The sequence below is a fragment of the Hyphomicrobium sp. CS1GBMeth3 genome (assembly GCF_900117455.1).
Taxonomy (GTDB): Bacteria; Pseudomonadota; Alphaproteobacteria; order Rhizobiales; family Hyphomicrobiaceae; genus Hyphomicrobium_C.
On record NZ_FPHO01000003.1, the window covers coordinates 1,240,576 to 1,256,328 of the forward strand.

The 15,753-nt window shown below is 62.1% G+C and carries 14 protein-coding genes and 2 riboswitches; of the genes, 7 read left to right on the forward strand and 7 right to left on the reverse strand.

Annotated features, from left to right (window positions below; translation table 11 throughout):
* Positions 1-46: 46 nt before the first annotated feature.
* Positions 47-155: riboswitch (TPP riboswitch) on the reverse strand.
* 1 nt (position 156) lies between these two features.
* The 3 genes from sucD to frc (CS1GBM3_RS13160) form a co-directional block, all read right to left on the reverse strand.
* A complete protein-coding gene (sucD, locus tag CS1GBM3_RS13150) occupies positions 157-1,059 on the reverse strand; it encodes a succinate--CoA ligase subunit alpha (protein ID WP_072395846.1) in 903 nt (300 codons plus the stop codon).
* Positions 1,060-1,101: 42 nt separating this feature from the next.
* Positions 1,102-2,232 carry an ATP-grasp domain-containing protein gene (locus CS1GBM3_RS13155; RefSeq protein ID WP_072395847.1) on the reverse strand — a complete coding sequence of 377 codons (1,131 nt, stop codon included), beginning with the start codon at positions 2,230-2,232 and terminating at the stop codon, positions 1,102-1,104.
* A gap of 90 nt (positions 2,233-2,322) precedes the next feature.
* A complete protein-coding gene (gene frc / locus CS1GBM3_RS13160) occupies positions 2,323-3,597 on the reverse strand; it encodes a formyl-CoA transferase (RefSeq protein WP_072395848.1) in 1,275 nt (424 codons plus the stop codon).
* Positions 3,598-4,067: 470 nt separating this feature from the next.
* Here frc (CS1GBM3_RS13160) and CS1GBM3_RS19825 point away from each other — a divergent pair, with 470 nt between their 5' ends.
* The 3 genes from CS1GBM3_RS19825 (at position 4,068) to CS1GBM3_RS13170 (ending at position 6,923) form a co-directional block, all read left to right on the forward strand.
* Positions 4,068-4,232 carry a hypothetical protein gene (locus CS1GBM3_RS19825; protein ID WP_171946494.1) on the forward strand — a complete coding sequence of 55 codons (165 nt, stop codon included), beginning with the start codon at positions 4,068-4,070 and terminating at the stop codon, positions 4,230-4,232.
* Between the two features lie 442 nt (positions 4,233-4,674).
* Entirely contained in the window at positions 4,675-6,006 is a 1,332-nt protein-coding gene (gene oxlT / locus CS1GBM3_RS13165; protein ID WP_072395849.1) for an oxalate/formate MFS antiporter, read from the forward strand.
* Between the two features lie 176 nt (positions 6,007-6,182).
* Positions 6,183-6,923: a GntR family transcriptional regulator gene (locus CS1GBM3_RS13170; RefSeq protein WP_072395850.1), complete on the forward strand. Its 741-nt coding sequence runs from the start codon at positions 6,183-6,185 to the stop codon at positions 6,921-6,923.
* A 72-nt stretch (positions 6,924-6,995) separates the two neighbouring features.
* Here the strand turns inward: CS1GBM3_RS13170 and CS1GBM3_RS13175 are convergent, their stop codons facing one another.
* The 4 genes from CS1GBM3_RS13175 to CS1GBM3_RS13190 form a co-directional block, all read right to left on the reverse strand.
* Positions 6,996-7,502, reverse strand: coding sequence for a PAS domain-containing protein (locus CS1GBM3_RS13175; RefSeq protein WP_072395851.1), 507 nt, complete (start codon positions 7,500-7,502; stop codon positions 6,996-6,998).
* 87 nt (positions 7,503-7,589) lie between these two features.
* Positions 7,590-8,840, reverse strand: a complete 1,251-nt coding sequence (frc, locus tag CS1GBM3_RS13180) for a formyl-CoA transferase (protein ID WP_072395852.1) — start codon at positions 8,838-8,840, stop codon at positions 7,590-7,592.
* A 52-nt stretch (positions 8,841-8,892) separates the two neighbouring features.
* Positions 8,893-10,605, reverse strand: coding sequence for an oxalyl-CoA decarboxylase (gene oxc / locus CS1GBM3_RS13185; RefSeq protein ID WP_072397490.1), 1,713 nt, complete (start codon positions 10,603-10,605; stop codon positions 8,893-8,895).
* A 224-nt stretch (positions 10,606-10,829) separates the two neighbouring features.
* Positions 10,830-11,516: a GntR family transcriptional regulator gene (locus CS1GBM3_RS13190; protein ID WP_072395853.1), complete on the reverse strand. Its 687-nt coding sequence runs from the start codon at positions 11,514-11,516 to the stop codon at positions 10,830-10,832.
* A 399-nt stretch (positions 11,517-11,915) separates the two neighbouring features.
* Positions 11,916-12,025, forward strand: a riboswitch (guanidine-I (ykkC/yxkD leader).
* Positions 12,026-12,144: 119 nt separating this feature from the next.
* Here CS1GBM3_RS13190 and CS1GBM3_RS13195 point away from each other — a divergent pair.
* From CS1GBM3_RS13195 to CS1GBM3_RS13210, 4 genes are all read left to right on the forward strand, one after another.
* Positions 12,145-13,209 (forward strand): putative urea ABC transporter substrate-binding protein, encoded by a 1,065-nt coding sequence (locus CS1GBM3_RS13195; protein ID WP_072395855.1) that lies wholly within the window; start codon positions 12,145-12,147, stop codon positions 13,207-13,209.
* 52 nt (positions 13,210-13,261) lie between these two features.
* Positions 13,262-14,080 (forward strand): ABC transporter permease, encoded by an 819-nt coding sequence (locus tag CS1GBM3_RS13200; RefSeq protein WP_072395856.1) that lies wholly within the window; start codon positions 13,262-13,264, stop codon positions 14,078-14,080.
* Complete coding sequence (locus CS1GBM3_RS13205) at positions 14,077-14,919, forward strand: ABC transporter ATP-binding protein (protein ID WP_072395857.1); 843 nt, start codon at positions 14,077-14,079, stop codon at positions 14,917-14,919. Before CS1GBM3_RS13200 ends, CS1GBM3_RS13205 begins: the two co-directional genes overlap by 4 nt.
* Positions 14,920-15,022: 103 nt before the next feature.
* Positions 15,023-15,745, forward strand: coding sequence for an urea amidolyase associated protein UAAP1 (locus tag CS1GBM3_RS13210; protein ID WP_072395858.1), 723 nt, complete (start codon positions 15,023-15,025; stop codon positions 15,743-15,745).
* Positions 15,746-15,753 lie beyond the last annotated feature (8 nt).

The window sequence follows — 15,753 nt, forward strand, 5'->3', positions numbered from 1 at the left end:
ATCTGCCTGAGCGATCCGGGATGACGCGAGGGCGGACACCATCTCTGGCGCTTTGAAGTTCCGTCCCTTCGCCGGCATGATCCGGATCAGGTTCATAGGGTTCGGCATCTGCCGTCTCAGCCCCGCTTTGCGGCGGGACACCCCTCGGAATGAGTTTCAACCGACTGCGAGCCGCAGCCTTGCATCAGCCTGAAGTGCGTCTGCGATCGCCTCGCCGACGAGATGCGGGCCCGGCGCAATAATGACACCGGCTTCGGCAAGCGCCGTGATCTTCGCCGCCGCCGTGTCGCGCCCGCGCGTCATCAGCGCACCCGCATGCCCCATGCGCCGCTCGGACGGCGCATAGCGACCGACGACTAGCGCAACGATCGGAATTTTCGGCTTCACCTGTTGGATGTAGTCCGCAACATCCTGCTCCTCCATGCCGCCGATCTCCCCGATCAACACCACGCCTTCTGTCTGCGGATCGGCCAGGAACATCTCGAGGCAATCCTTCATGCTGAGCCCGTGCACAGGGTCGCCTCCGACTCCCACCGTCGTGGACTGCCCAAGACCTGCTGCCGAAACCTGCGCTAGAACCTCGCTCGCAAGTGATGCCGAACGCGAGATGATGCCAACCGAGCCGATCCTCTCGTTGCCCGTCGCCATGACGCCGATCTTGCAGAGCCCCGGCGCCAGGATGCCCTGTGAGTTGGGTCCGATGAGCCGCGTCCGCGACCCATCAAGTGCATGCAGAACGCGCACCATGTCGAGCACCGGCACGCGTTCCGTCACCGTGACCACCAGCGGAATCTCGGCCTCGATCGCCTCGATCATGGCCTTGGCCGCAGTCTCGGGCGGCACGAAGATCATGCTGGCATTGGCGCCCGTCTCACGAACAGCCTCGGTCGCGCGCTCGTATACCGGCAAGCCGAGATGCGTCCGCCCCCCTTTTCCTGGCGTCACGCCGGCAACAACCGCTGTCCCGTATTCGATCATCTTCGCCGTGTGATGCGTGCCGGCCCAGCCGGTCATGCCCTGGCAGACGACGCGGGTATTGCGATCGACAAGGATAGCCATGGTCTCCTCCTGGAGTGTTGCCGGTTCGGCAGAAGCAGATGACTAGCGTGCTGCGGCGACGGCCTCCTTTGCCGCTGTCCACATGTCGGGGCAGTCGATGATCGGGCATCCGAAATTTTCGAAGCGTGTACGCGCGAACGCCGCGTTGTTGCCGGCCAGCCGCACGACCGTCGGCAGCGAGCGCCCGGTGCGGCGCATGGCAATGCCGAGACCGTCGGCGATGGTATCGCAGGGCTGCATGCCGCCGCCGTGTACGTTGATGAGCAGCGTGCGAACCTTCGGATTGTCGAGAATGAGCCCGAACCCGTGCGCGATATCGAGGCTGGTCGCGGTCGTGCGGATGTCCATGAAGTTCGCCGGCTGGCCTTTGGCCGCACGCACCATGTCGAGCGTGGCGAGGCCGAGGCCGGCGCCGTTTGCAGCGAGGCCGATGTCGCCATCGAGCCGCATGTAGTTGAGCTGATGGTGCTGCGCCTTGACCTCGATCTCGTCCTCGGCGCGGAGCGCGAGCAGCGTCGGCTGGCGAAACAGCGCGTTGTCGTCGACGGTGAGCCGGGCCCCCAGTGCCAGCATTCGACCATCGGGCAGGACGGCAAGCGGATCGACTTCGATGCGGGTCGCATCGAGAGCAACGAACGCACGCAGAAGCCCATCGACAAGATCCGCGAAGGCCGGAACCACGGTCTCCGGAATGGAGAGCTTAAGCGAGAGCTGCGCGATATCCTCCGCAGAGACGGCTTCGCCGGTCCCGAGAAACAACCGGCGTACGCCAACCTCGCCCGCCACGATCGCATCCTTTGCCGAAAGCACGATGCCCCCAGCCGACGGATCGACAAAAAGATGAAGCGCGACGGAGCGCTCCGTGCTGATGGCAGCCTCCACCAAAACGCGCTTGATGGTCTGGCTCTGCGAGCGAGCCGGATCGATCTCGACCGTCTGTCCGAGAAGCTCGCGCGCCGTCCGGCCCGCTTCGTTCGGAGAGTTCACCAGATGCGCGCCCGTGAGACGCCCACGGCGTGCGCCAGGAACCTGTGCTTTGACGACAAAGCGCGATGCATCGAGACCGGCCGCAATAGCGTGCGCTTGCTCCGGTGTGATCGCGACGCCCCAGTCAGGTGAGGCCAGTCCGAAATCCGACAGGATCTGCTTCGTTTGAAACTCGTGGAGCTGCATGTGCGTCTCCTGTTGAGCTCGAGTCATACGACCGAAGAGGCGGCGGAGATTGGGAAGAGCAATCCCCGCCGCCGAGGCTTGCGGCGGGAATTACTCAGCGGCTAGGGGAACCTTTTCGCCGAGAGCACCGCTTGCCTGAACCTCACGAAGTCCCTGCGCGTCGAGCCCAAGCACATCGCGCAGGATCTCTTCCGTATGCTCGCCAAGCAGCGGCGAGCGCGTCACCTCTGTCGGGCTGTCCGAAAGTTTGATGGGATTGCCGACCGAGAGGTATGTCCCTCGCACCGGATGATCCACCTCGACGACGGTTCCGCTGTCGCGCAGCGATTGATCCTCGGCAATCTCCTTCATCGACAGGATCGGGCCACAAGGAATGTCGTATTCCGTGAGGATGTCCATCGCCTCGAACTTGGTCTTGGTCTTGGTCCATACCTCGATGGTCGCGAAAATGTCGTTGAGCCTCGGGAGGCGCGCCGCCGCCGTCGCGTAGTCGGGATCGGTGATCCACTCTTCCTTGCCGATCACCTTGCAGATCGCGCCCCATACAGGCGCCTGCGTGATGAAGTAGATGTACGCGTTGGGATCCGTCTCCCAGCCCTTGCACTTGAGGATCGAGCCCGGTTGCCCGCCGCCCGAGGCGTTGCCCGCGCGCGGAACGGTTTCGCCGAACGTGCCGTTTGGATACTGCGGATACTCGGTGAGCGGGCCCTTCGTGATCCGCTGCTGGTCACGCAGCTTGACGCGGCAGAGGTTGAGCACGCCGTCCTGCATGGCTGCATCCACGCGCTGGCCACGCCCCGTCACCGTACGCTGATAGAGCGCCGTGACGATGCCCAGCGCCAGATGAAGACCGGTGCCCGAGTCGCCGATCTGCGCGCCCGTCACAACCGGAGGCCCATCTTCGAAGCCTGTCGTTGACGCCGCGCCGCCCGCGCATTGCGCCACGTTCTCGTAAACCTTGTAGTCCTGATAGGGTCCCGGTCCGAACCCTTTGATGGACGCAACGATCATGCGCGGATTGAGTTCTTGAATGCGCGACCAGGAAAAGCCCATGCGATCAAGCGCACCGGGGGCGAAGTTCTCGACCAGCACGTCGCAGGATTTGATCAGCGCTTCGAGGACAGCCTTACCGGTAGGGTTCTTCGTGTCGAGAGTGATCGACCGCTTGTTGTGATTCAGCATCGTGAAGTAGAGGCTGTCGGCGTCCGGCACGTCGCGCAGCTGTGTGCGTGTCACATCGCCGATACCCGGCTTCTCCACCTTGATGACGTCGGCGCCGAACCAGGCCAGAAGCTGCGTGCAGGTGGGCCCCGATTGGACGTGCGTGAAATCCAGGATGCGGATCCCCTCTAGCGCCTTCCCCATCGATGTTTCCTCCTCGAGTATTTTTTGTTTGTTGCGTTCGGCAGGGATCAATGTCTGCGTCCGGTCATGTTCATAGGGCAGCCACCTCGGATCCCGGGCACCCGCCGCGGTCGCTTAACGTCGCGATGCCTAACCGTCCTGCGGCGAGCGATCCCATTGGTCTGCATTCCTTCGTCTGCGCCCCATACCGTCGGTGCGACGGGGCAGCCCGAATGCCCAACCACCGCGTGCGCAAGAGCCGAGCACATCTGCGACATACATCAACTCTGGCATACCAAATACCAGTATGTCAATTGAAGATGTGACATTCAGCCACGCTCATTTTGCGCATGAGAACCCGCGAGTTATGCGCTTTTCGCATCGCTGCAATGCGGTAGGAAATCTGGTCACACGCGTCTGGCATGCTAGATACCAGCACATGAGCAGCCCGCGCCATGGGGCGCCGAGGCCGAAATCAAAGGAGACGAATGATGAGCACCGCCACTTTGCTGCGCCGCACCTCAGGCCACGAAACCCAGGACGGCTTTACGTGGAGTGCGCTCTTCGCCGCCCTGTCGGCAAGGTTGGGGGAGATTTACAGCCGCAAAGGCTCCAAGGAGCCGAAGCGCCTGTCCTGGCTGTACTTCTCAGCCTGAACCACGCGATTGAAGGCCGCCTTTTCCACCGAAGGCGGCCTTAAGTTACTGATGAAAAGACATTTCCCGGAAAAGTTTCGACAACACACGCACGCAATCTCTCCATTCGGACGACGACCACAGTGGCCTAGCTCAACCCCCTCCAACCCGGACGGAAGGGCACCGGTGAATTATTTTCAATTTTTTTTCGTCCCCTCCGGCTAGCGCTCGCCTGCGACAAATTATCATTGTATTTGAAAACCCTGGCGGCATCTGACGATGCGGGCTGAACGGTCAAATCTGGCCGTTTGGAGCGCTCCCAAGCCCGTCATGACGGAATTCTGACTTGCCATCTGGCATTCAATATACCAGGATGTCGCGGTTAAATCTTTGTAGAAAGGGCGAGCCCAGAGGGAATCGTCACTCCTCTGAACGAATCGCTCGAACGAAGGAGGGACGGTCAATGTCGGCCACTATCGGTGCACCCGCAGAGGTGCAAGGGCACCCCCCATCAAGCCGCTGGATACAGCTCATCGTCGGCGTCGCTTGTATGGTCGCGGCATCCAACATCCAGTATTCCTGGACACTCTTCGTACCTGAAATCCAACAGGCTCACGGCTGGACCCGCGCCGCGATCCAGACTGCATTCACGATCTTCGTCGTGGTCCAGACGTGGGGCACCCCGATTGTCGGACACTTCGTAGATAAGTACGGCCCACGCACCGTCGTGCTCATCGGCGGTCTCTTCGTCGGCGTCGCCTGGGTCGTCAATTCTTATGCAACGACCCTCACCGGTTTCTACGTCGGCTCCATTCTGGGTGGCATCGGCGTCGGCGCGGTTTACGCGACCTGCATCAATAACGCACTCAAGTGGTTCCCGGATCGTCGCGGTCTCGCAGCGGGCCTGACGGCAGCGGGATATGGCTCCGGCACGATCGTTACGATCATCCCGATCGCAAACATGATCAAGAGCAGCGGCTATCAGGACGCTTTCTTCACCTTTGGCCTGATCCAGGGCCTTGCGATCCTCCTTGTTGCTGGCTTCCTCCGGGCACCGAAAGAAGGGGAGACGGTCTATTCCGACCAGGTCATGCAGTCGCGTCGTGACTATACGCTCGGCGAGGCACTGCGCACCCCGGTCTTCTGGGTCATGCTGGCCATGTTCACCGGAACGGTGACTGGTGGACTGATGGCAGTCGCACAGCTCGGCGTGATCGCCCAGGATCTCGGCGTCCGCGAAATGCCAGTCAACGTCTACTTCTTCACCATGGCTGCACTGCCGCTCGCGCTCATGGCCGACCGCGTCATGAACGGAATCTCGCGGCCACTGTTCGGATGGATCTCCGACCATATCGGCCGCGAGAGGACGATGTTTATCGCCTTTATGATCGAGGGCATCGGCATCCTCGCGCTCGGCACCTTCGGCCACAACCCGTGGGCATTCGTGATCCTCTCAGGCATCGTCTTCCTGGCCTGGGGCGAGGTGTACAGCCTCTTCAGCGCCACGGCCGGCGACGCGTTCGGCACCAAGCACATCGGCAAGATCTACGGCGTTCTCTACTGCGCCAAAGGAATTGCCGCACTGCTCGTACCTCTCGGCAACCTACTCATGGAAGCCACAGGAACCTGGTCGACCGTGCTTTATATGATGGGCGCCATGGATATCACCGCGGCCCTCACCGCCGTCTTCATCCTGAGGCCGTTGCTCCGCCGCCACCATGCTCAGAATGGCGTCGTTCTCGACCATCGAGGAAAAATGGTGATGAGCGGCCAATTGGCGACTGCACAACGATAAGCCGACAGTCCCCTGTCTGCTCGGAAGCCTGGGGCGGCGCAGCAACGTCGCCCCAGGCTATTTTGTCGGGATTCCGAGCCTCCGTGCGCAATAACCGTCGGCCGTGGTGGGAAAAACCTCGCCTATGGTCTATAGTATGCCAGAGAACAAATCCGACGCCATTGGGAGACAAATACGTGGCTGACAATTCCCAAGCCCAAGCACGCTGGCCGGTTGGCGAGGCAACGACCCCGGACCTCGTCCTGAAACCCTTTGCGCCCGAGGAAACATACAAGACCAAGGCCTACAATGCGCTGAAGCGCGCCATCATCAACATGGACATCTACAGCTCGTCCGAACCGGCATGGATCGACGAGCGCCAACTGTCCGAGCGCCTCGGCGTGAGCCGTACGCCGGTCCGCGAAGCGATCGCCATGCTGGAGCAGCAGGGCTTCGTGAAGTCGGTGCCCCGCCGCGGCATCATGGTCGTCAAGAAGACGAAGCGCGAAGTCATCGAGATGATCCAGGTGTGGGCGGCTCTTGAGGGCATGGCAGCCCGCCTCGTCACGCTACGCGCGAGCGACGTCGACATCGCGCGCCTGCGAGCGCTCTTCAAAGAGTTCAACGAGAAGCACAAACCCGAGGACCACGTTAGCGAGTACTCGGCCGCCAACATCCGCTTCCATCAGACGATCATCGAGCTGACGGGATCAGCGCTTCTCGCCGAAATGACGGAGAACCTTCTGCTGCATGTTCGTGGCATCCGCCAGATCACGATCGGACGTGACGACCGCGCCAAGCGGTCGATCCAGGATCACCTCAAGATCATAGAGGCGATCGAAAAGCGCGACACGGAGCTCGCCGAAAAGCTGGCCCGCGATCATACGCTGGGCCTCGCCACCTACGTCGATGAGCACAGCGAAGGCATCTTTGACTGACTCTCGTAGTTCCGCAGTAGGCAGCGCGCCAGGTTCCACTGGGAGTCCGGCGCGTTTTGCATATCGATGCTCTCAGCCTCGATCTGCCGCTCGCACAGGACATCCCGTCGCTTCGCCACGCATAACAGTAGTTGGCACCGAAGCGACCGCGGCATTGGCTGTGCGCTCGAGCTCCGCAATCCGCTTGCGCTGTGCACGGTCCCTTTCGAAACGCCGCGTATCGTCACGGATGACCGCCGCGATCCCCGAGACCTTGCCATCCGGTGCATGCAGCAGCGCCACCGTGAACGCGATCGAGAACGAGCGGCCCGCTTTGTCGATAGCCGGCACCTGCAGCACCTCGGTGCCATAGCGGGTGACGCCGGTCTCCATGGTCACGCTATAGCCATCCCAGTGCCGCTCGCGCAGGCGCTCGGGGATCATGATGTCGAGCGACTGGCCGAGCGCCTCGGCCTCCGTGTAGCCGAACAGACGTTCCGCCGCCTTATTCCATAACGTGATGATGCCATCGACGTCGCTGACGACGACCGCATCGCCCATCGCTGAGACCAGCGCATCGAGATCGACAGTCGTTTTCATATCGGACCTCCTCGAAAATCCGAGCCAGAAAAAAAGGCGACGCCTTGCGGCGTCGCGAGGTACCCCAGGGGAGGAATCGACTAGGGGTTAAACTGCTTGCGCCGCGTGGAGCTGCTGAATGCGGTCCTTGGTGTAGCCGAGCTCCGCCAGCACCTCTTCCGTGTGCTCGCCGAGCAGCGGAGAACCAGTGATCTCGACCTGCATATCCGAGAACTTGATCGGGCTTCCAACCGTCAAATATTTGCCGCGGACCTTGTGGTCGACCTCGGCAATGGTGCCGCTCGCGCGCAGCGACGGATCGTTCGCCAGCTCCTTCATCGACAGCACCGGCGCGCACGGGATGTCGTGCTTGCGGAGGATGTCAACCGCTTCGAACTTGGTCTTGTCTGCGAGCCAGGCTTCGATCGTTTCGAAGATCTCCACAATGTGCGGCTGGCGCGCCTTTGCCGTCGTGTACGCCGGATCGGTCTTCCACTCGGGCTTTCCGATAGCATCGCAGATCGGCTCCCAGGCATGACCCTGGATCGTGAAGTAGATGTAGGCGTTGGGATCCGTCTCCCATCCCTTGCACTTCAGAATCCAGCCCGGCTGACCGCCGCCGCCCGCATTGCCGCCGCGCGGCACGACATCGGAGAACGAGCCGTGCGGAAACTGCGGATACTCCTCGAGGTGGCCGACGCGATCCAGACGCTGCTGGTCGCGCAGCTTGACGCGGCAAAGGTTCAAGACGCTGTCCTGCATCGAGACGGCCACTTTCTGGCCCTTGCCCGTCTGATCACGTTGACGAAGCGCCGTGAGAATGCCGATCGCGAGATGCATGCCGGTGTTGCTGTCGCCGAGCGCGGCGGCGCTGATGACCGGCGGACCGTCCCAGAAACCGGTGGTGGATGCGGCACCGCCAGCGCACTGCGCGACGTTCTCGTAGACCTTGAGATCGTCGTAGTGGTGACCGTCCGAGAAGCCCTTCACCGAGGCGAGGATCATCTTCGGATTGAGCTCGAGAATGCGCTGCCAGGTGAAGCCCATGCGATCGAGTGCCCCGGGTCCGAAGTTCTCCACCATCACGTCCGACACACGGATCAGCTTCTCGAGCACCTCCTTGCCCTCGGGCTTCTTGGTGTCGAGCGTCAGCGAGCGCTTGTTGGAGTTCAGCATCGTGAAGTAGAGCGCGTCCGCTTCCGGAATATCGCGAAGCTGGTTGCGCGTCACGTCGCCGGAACCGGGACGCTCGACCTTGATCACGTCCGCGCCGTACCAGGCGAGAAGTTGGGTGCAGGCCGGTCCCGCTTGCACGTGCGTGAAGTCGATGATCTTGATGCCATCGAGTGCTTTGGTCATGGATACAAGTCTCCTTGTGGGCAGGTTTCTTTGAGATCGCGTGTCGATCGGATTATTTTTTCTTGAGAGCGCTTTGCGGGTTGAGGTTGCCGATGCGGCCGCTTTCCGTACCGGCTGCCGGATCGATCACCGCGTTGATGAGAGTGGGCTTGCCGCTGCTCAGGGCTTCGTCGACAGCACGCTTCAGCTCGTTAGGAGTTGTCACGCTCACGCCGACGCCGCCGAACGCTTCCATCATCTTGTCGTAGCGCGAGCCCTTGACGAACACGGTCGTGCCCGGGTCGCGCCCCGTCGGATCGGCATCAGTGCCGCGGTAGATGCCGTCGTTGTTGAAGATGACGATGCAGACCGGCAGGTTGTAACGGCAGATGGTTTCGACCTCCATGCCGCAGAAGCCGAACGCGCTGTCGCCCTCGACCGCGAGCACCGGCTTGCCGGTCTCGATGGCAGCCGCGACCGCAAAGCCGAGCCCGACGCCCATGACACCCCATGTGCCGACATCGAGACGCTTACGCGGTTGGTACATGTCGATGACGCCGCGCGCGAGATCGAGCGTGTTTGCGCCTTCGTTGACGAGGATGGCGTCGGGACGCTCCTTGATGACCTGCTTCAGCGGCGCCAGCGCCGAATGGAAATCCATCGGCACCTTCGGCTGCGAGAGCTTCTTCGCCATCTTGGCGATATTGTCGTCCTTCTTGGCCTTGATGCCGTCGACCCATTCGGAAGGCGCCTTCCAAGAGCCGTCGATGCCCTCGAGAAGCGCCGTCACGCACGATCCGATATCGCCCACGAGCGGAGCGGCAATCTCGATGTTCGAGTCCATCTCGCGCGGCTCGATGTCGATCTGGATGAACTTCTGCGTGCCTGGCGCCCCCCAGGTCTTGCCCTTGCCGTGCGAGAGCAGCCAGTTGAGACGCGCGCCGACGAGCATCACCACGTCAGCTTCCTTGAGCACCTTGGAGCGGGCCGCACCCGCGCACAGCGGGTGCGTGTCCGGGAGGAGGCCCTTCGCCATGCTCATCGGTAGGAACGGAATGCCGCTCTTCTCGACGAGATCACGCACCGCGTCGTCGGCCTGCGCGTAAGCCGCGCCCTTGCCGAAGATGATCAGCGGACGCTTGGCGCCCTTCAGCAGATCGAGCGCGCGCTTCACGGCATCCTTGCCCGGAATTTGCACCGGCGCAGGATCGATGACTTTGACGAGCGACGTCTTGCCCTTCACCACATCGATAGTCTGCGCGAAGAGCTTGGCCGGCAGATCGAGATAGACGCCACCCGGACGCCCGGAGACAGCAGCGCGGATCGCGCGCGCCACACCGATACCGATGTCTTCGGCATGGAGAACACGGAACGCCGCCTTACAGAGCGGCTTGGCGATGGCGAGCTGATCCATCTCCTCGTAGTCGCCCTGCTGCAGATCGACGATCTCGCGCTCGGACGAGCCGGAGATCAGGATCATCGGGAAGCAGTTGGTCGTCGCGTTCGCGAGCGCAGTGAGGCCGTTGAGGAAGCCCGGAGCCGACACCGTCAGGCAGATGCCTGGCTTGCCGGTGAGAAAGCCGGCGATCGCCGCCGCATTGCCGGCATTCTGCTCATGCCGGAACGATACGACGCGCAATCCTTCCGCCTGAGCCATCCGGCCAAGATCGGTGATCGGGATACCGGGCAGGCCGTAGATGGTCTCGATGCCGTTGAGCTTCAGCGCGTCGATGACGAGGTGAAAGCCGTCGGTCAACTCGGGCTCCTCGGACGCCGTTGCGCGCACTCCAAGCGGATACGTTGCCGGTACGAACGCCGGAACCGGGCCATCCGCAGTAGGATTGCGGATGCCGAGCGGATAGGACGCCGCCGGAAGCGAGCTAGGCACGATGCGTGCTGCGGGTGCCGCGACCGGCGCCGTCTGAGCGGGCGCCTGCTCGGGTGGTGTCGACACTTTTTTTGCAAAGAAATTCACGGGTGAGCCTCCCAAAAGTATGTTTGTATTTCGAGCTAGTTGAGGTCGACATTGCGGGCGACGTGCTCGCACAGTTTCAACGTGTGCTCGCGCACGAGACGCTCGGCCCGTTCGCCGTCGCGTTTTTCGAGCGCGGCAACGATCTGACAGTGATCGTCGATGGAGCGGCGCGCACGGTCGCGATCACCGATCGTGCGGTGGCGAATGGCGCGTACATGAAAGAACAGACCGTCGGTGATCTCACCGATCAGCGGATTGCCGCCGGCCTTGATGATCGCCTGATGAAATTGAATGTTGGCGTCCGAGTAGGCGCCCATGTCGGCGAGCACATCGTTCTGGGCGTACGGGTCGACGAGACGATGCAGCGCCTTGATCTCAGCCTCGCTCGCGACCTCCGTCGCGAGACGCGCAGCCATGCTTTCCAGTGTCGCCCAGACCGTGATCATGTCGAGAATCTCGGCCTTGGTCTTGCGCACGATGAAGATGCCACGCCGGGCAACGATCTTGACCAGACGCTCCCTGTCGAGCTGCGCGAGCGCCTCGCGCAGCGGCGTGCGCGAGACGCCGAAGCGGGCGGAGAGATCACGCTCGTCGAAGCGGAGTTGCGCGTCGGGCGCGTAGATGTCCATGCGCACAATCGCGGCCTTCAACGCATCGTAGGCCCGCGCCTTGAGGCTGACAGGGCCATCGATCGGGCCGATATTTGTGCGGGTGTCTTGCATGAGCGAAGCCGTTCCCGTCCGTCCATCTGGCATGCCACATACCATATGCCAGATTGACGCACGACGCAAGCGCTCAGCAATGCCCAACCGCAATCAATCAAGAATTGAAATAAGAACCTGACATAGCAACTTTTTTTGGGATTTTCTCACGACGCGCGCCCACAATCGGACGGGTTTGGGAGAAAAATTCGCACCAGCATCCCGGCGATCAGAACATAAGTGAGGCCCGTTGCTGCAGCAGTGGCTGTGGCATCCGAGGCAGATTCCCAACTTTGGCTGCGACTCGACTGTAATCTTGGCAAGCCGCCGAAAAATTCGGCAGCCGCTGGTGATCGCCCACGTCAGAACGCTGGAAACAACGGCGAATTTCGCTTGGCACGTCTCATGCAGAACAATCCCGTATAACGCCTCTAGGGTTCCGGTCGCTCAGCGATGCTGGTCCGAGAGAGGCTCTCTCGCCCACGCCGCGCGCCTGGGCGAAGCCACGGCGGGATAAAAGCCCGGGAGACCTACACCGCAGGGAGTTTCGGCTCTCGAACGGAAGGCCTCCTCGCGTGCGTTCTGCGCCATCCGTCCGTGTCGACCCCCCTTGCGAACGACAGTCAGTGGTCAGCACGAGGGGTTTTTCATGAACCGGTCCGTCTCCAAGGTCATTCGTTGTGCCATCGCGGCTGCGGCGAGCATCGCGCTCACGCTGCCCGCGGCGCACGCAGCGGAGAAAAAGGATTTCAAAGTCGCCTGGTCGATCTACGTCGGTTGGATGCCCTGGGGCTACGCCGCCGATTCCGGCATCGTGAAAAAGTGGGCCGACAAGTATGGCATCAACATCGAGGTCAAGCAGTTCAACGACTACGTCGAGAGCATCAACCAGTACACAGCCGGCGCCTTCGACGCCGTGACGCTGACCAACATGGACGCAGTTTCCATTCCGGCCGCGGGTGGTGTCGATACGACGGTCGTCATCACCGGCAGCACCTCGAACGGCAACGATTCCATCATCCTCAAGGAGAAGGACAAGCTCGAGGATATTAAAGGTCAGACCGTCAACCTGGTCGAGTTCTCAGTCTCGCACTATCTGCTTGCACGCGGCCTCGAGAGCATCGGTCTTGCCGAGAAGGACGTGAAAGTCGTCAACACCTCCGACGCCGACTTGGCATCGGCCTACAAGACGCCGGACGTAACTGCCGTCGTCACCTGGAAACCGATCGCTTCGAGCATCCTCGAGAATCCTGACGCCAAGTTGGTCTACGACACATCGAAGATTCCGGGCGAGGTCATGGACCTGCTCGTCGCCAACACAGAAGTACTGAAAGACAATCCCAACTTCGGCAAGGCGCTGGTTGGCATCTGGTACGACACCATGAAGGCGATGAGCGACGGAACGGCCGCCAAGGAAGCCATGGCCAAGGCTTCTGGCACCGACCTCAAGGGCTATGAGGAGCAGCTCGCCACGACCCAGCTCTTCTCCGATCCGAAGGCCGCCGTGGCATTCGCGACCAGCCCCGAGGTCAAGACCACGTCAGAGAAGGTTTCGACCTTCCTGTTCGATAAGGCACTGCTCGGCAAGGACGCCAAAACCGCAGGCGCCATCGGCATCGAGTTCGCGGACAAGAGCGTCTTTGGCGACAAGGACAACATCAAGTTCCGATTCGACGCCACCTACATGCAGGCCGCAGCCGACGGTAAGCTCTGAGCTTCGCCCCAAGGCTCACAAACAAAACTGACGGCAAGGCCGCGAGGACACGATGCGTCTGTTGAACTTGAAGCCCGACAGAACCTGGACCATCGCGCTCGCGGCCTTGCCGTTCCTGGCCCTTCTCATCGCATACGTCATGAGCTCGGCCGCACGTCTGGCCGAGAACCCGAACGACAAGCTTCTGCCGAGCCTGAGCGCCATGGGCGAGGCCGTCAAACACATGGCCTTCCAAGCCGATGTCCGCACCGGCGCCTACCTGATGTTGAACGACACGCTGTCGAGCATGTATCTCTTGCTCGTAGCCCTTGCCATATCGACCCTGATCGCCCTCGTATTCGGCCTCTTGATCGGGCTGCTGCCGGTCATGAACGCCACCTTCGGGCCGGTCGTTGCAGTGGCCTCCATGGTGCCACCGCTCGCGCTGCTGCCGATCCTGTTCATCATCATGGGGCTCGGCGATGCCTCCAAGATCGCGCTGATCGTCATCGGCACTTCGCTGAAACTCATCCGCGATGTGGCGCTCCGCGTGCAGGATCTTCCGCGCGAGCAGCTCATCAAGGCGCAGACGCTCGGCGCGTCCACCTGGCAGATCGGCCTGCGCATCGTGCTGCCGCAGATGCTGCCGCGCCTGATCGATTCCGTACGCCTCGAGCTGGGTCCCGCCTGGTTGTTCCTCATCGCCGCCGAAGCCATCGCCTCAGACTCCGGTCTCGGCTACCGCATCTTCCTCGTGAGGCGCTATCTCGCAATGGATGTCATCATCCCATACGTCATCTGGATCACGCTGCTCGCATTCCTGATGGATCTCGCTCTGCGTCTTCTGCAGCAAAAGGCATTCCCCTGGTTCTCGGGAGCGCGCACGGCATGACGTCCATCGTCTTCGACAAGGTTTGGAAGGAGTACGGCGATCACGTCGTGCTCGAGCGGATCGAGCTCGAGATCGCCTCGCGGTCGTTCTTGGCCCTCGTCGGCCCTTCGGGCTGCGGCAAGACGACGTTTCTTCGCATGCTGCTCGGCGAGGAGAAGCCGACACGTGGGAAGATCCTCATCGACGGCGCGCCGCTCAAGGCCGAGCCGGACGCCGATCGTGGCGTCGTCTTCCAGCGCTATTCCGTGTTTCCGCACCTGACCGTGCTCCACAATGTCATGATCGGTCGCGAGTTCGAGCGCTCGTGCTTCTTCGGCAAGCTGTTCGGCTCGTCGCGCCGCGAAGCCGAAGTCGAGGCGCGGCAGCTGCTCGATGCTGTCGGCTTGAAGGGCCATGAGGACAAGTACCCCGCTGCCCTTTCAGGCGGCATGCAGCAGCGTCTTGCGCTCGCACAAGCGATCAACCGTAAGCCGAAAATCCTGCTTCTCGACGAGCCGTTCGGCGCGCTCGACCCCGGCATTCGCGCCGACATCCACGTGCTGATCCGCCAGATCTGGAACGAGAACAACCTCACCATCGTGATGGTCACTCACGATCTCTCGGAAGCGTTCCGGCTCGGCACCCGTGTCATCGCCTTCGAGCGGCCGCGCAATCGCCCCGAGGAACTCGAGCGCTACGGCGCGACCCTTGGCGAGGTCGGCGCCAACGTCGTCGCGGCGGCATCCGGCGCCAGCGTCACCCGCGATTTCGAGGTCTGGCCCAAGAAAACGGTGCAGCCTTTGCCGGGCGCTGATCCGGCGAAGCCGTTGGCGCTCAACGGCAGCGGACCGCCGAACTAGCGCCGCCGATATCCGCCGGGGACGACCCCGCGCGGCTTCTTTCACCCGGGACGGCCCGGACTCACCAAGCGGGGGACGACACCCCGCAGAGAGGAGCAGCGACGTGAGTCTATTGATCTACAGCGATGTCCTGCCGGGTGGAAAGCACTGGTCCCTGACCATGCGTCGCAACCACCGGCTTCGTCTCACCGACCTCGACGGCGGCGCCAACGTCGGCATGCTGTTCTACAATCCGGTGAACCTGCTCGAGCGCTACAACGCGCCCGACACGTTGAAGTGCCAGCACACCTTCAAGCTGACCACGGGCCACTGCCTCTATTCCGACATGGGCCGCATTTTTTGCGCCATCGTCTCGGACACCGCCGGTTGGCATGACACCGTATGCGGCGCGAGCACGAAGGCAATGGTCAAGGCCCGTTGGGGGGAGGCGGCGTACCAGACGCACCGCAACGACTGGTACCAGAATGGCCGCGACAGCTTCCTGATCGAAGCCGCGAAATACGGCATGAGCCGGCGCGATCTCGCGGCCAACGTCAACTGGTTCAGCAAGGTCGCGACTGACGAGAGCGGCACGCTCGCCTTCGACGCATCGGCCGCAAAGCCCGGCGCCGATGTCGAGCTGCGCTTCGAGATGGATACGCTGGTGCTCTTCCACACCTGCCCACACCCGCTCGACCCGAGCCCGACCTACCCACGCAAATCCGTGCGCTTCGAGATCCTCGAAGGCGCACCCGCCGCCGCCGATGACGCCTGCCGCCTCTCCGCGCCCGAGAACAGCCGCGGCTACGAGAACAACCGGATCTTCCACGCCGGTTGTAGCTGCTGAGGAGAGCG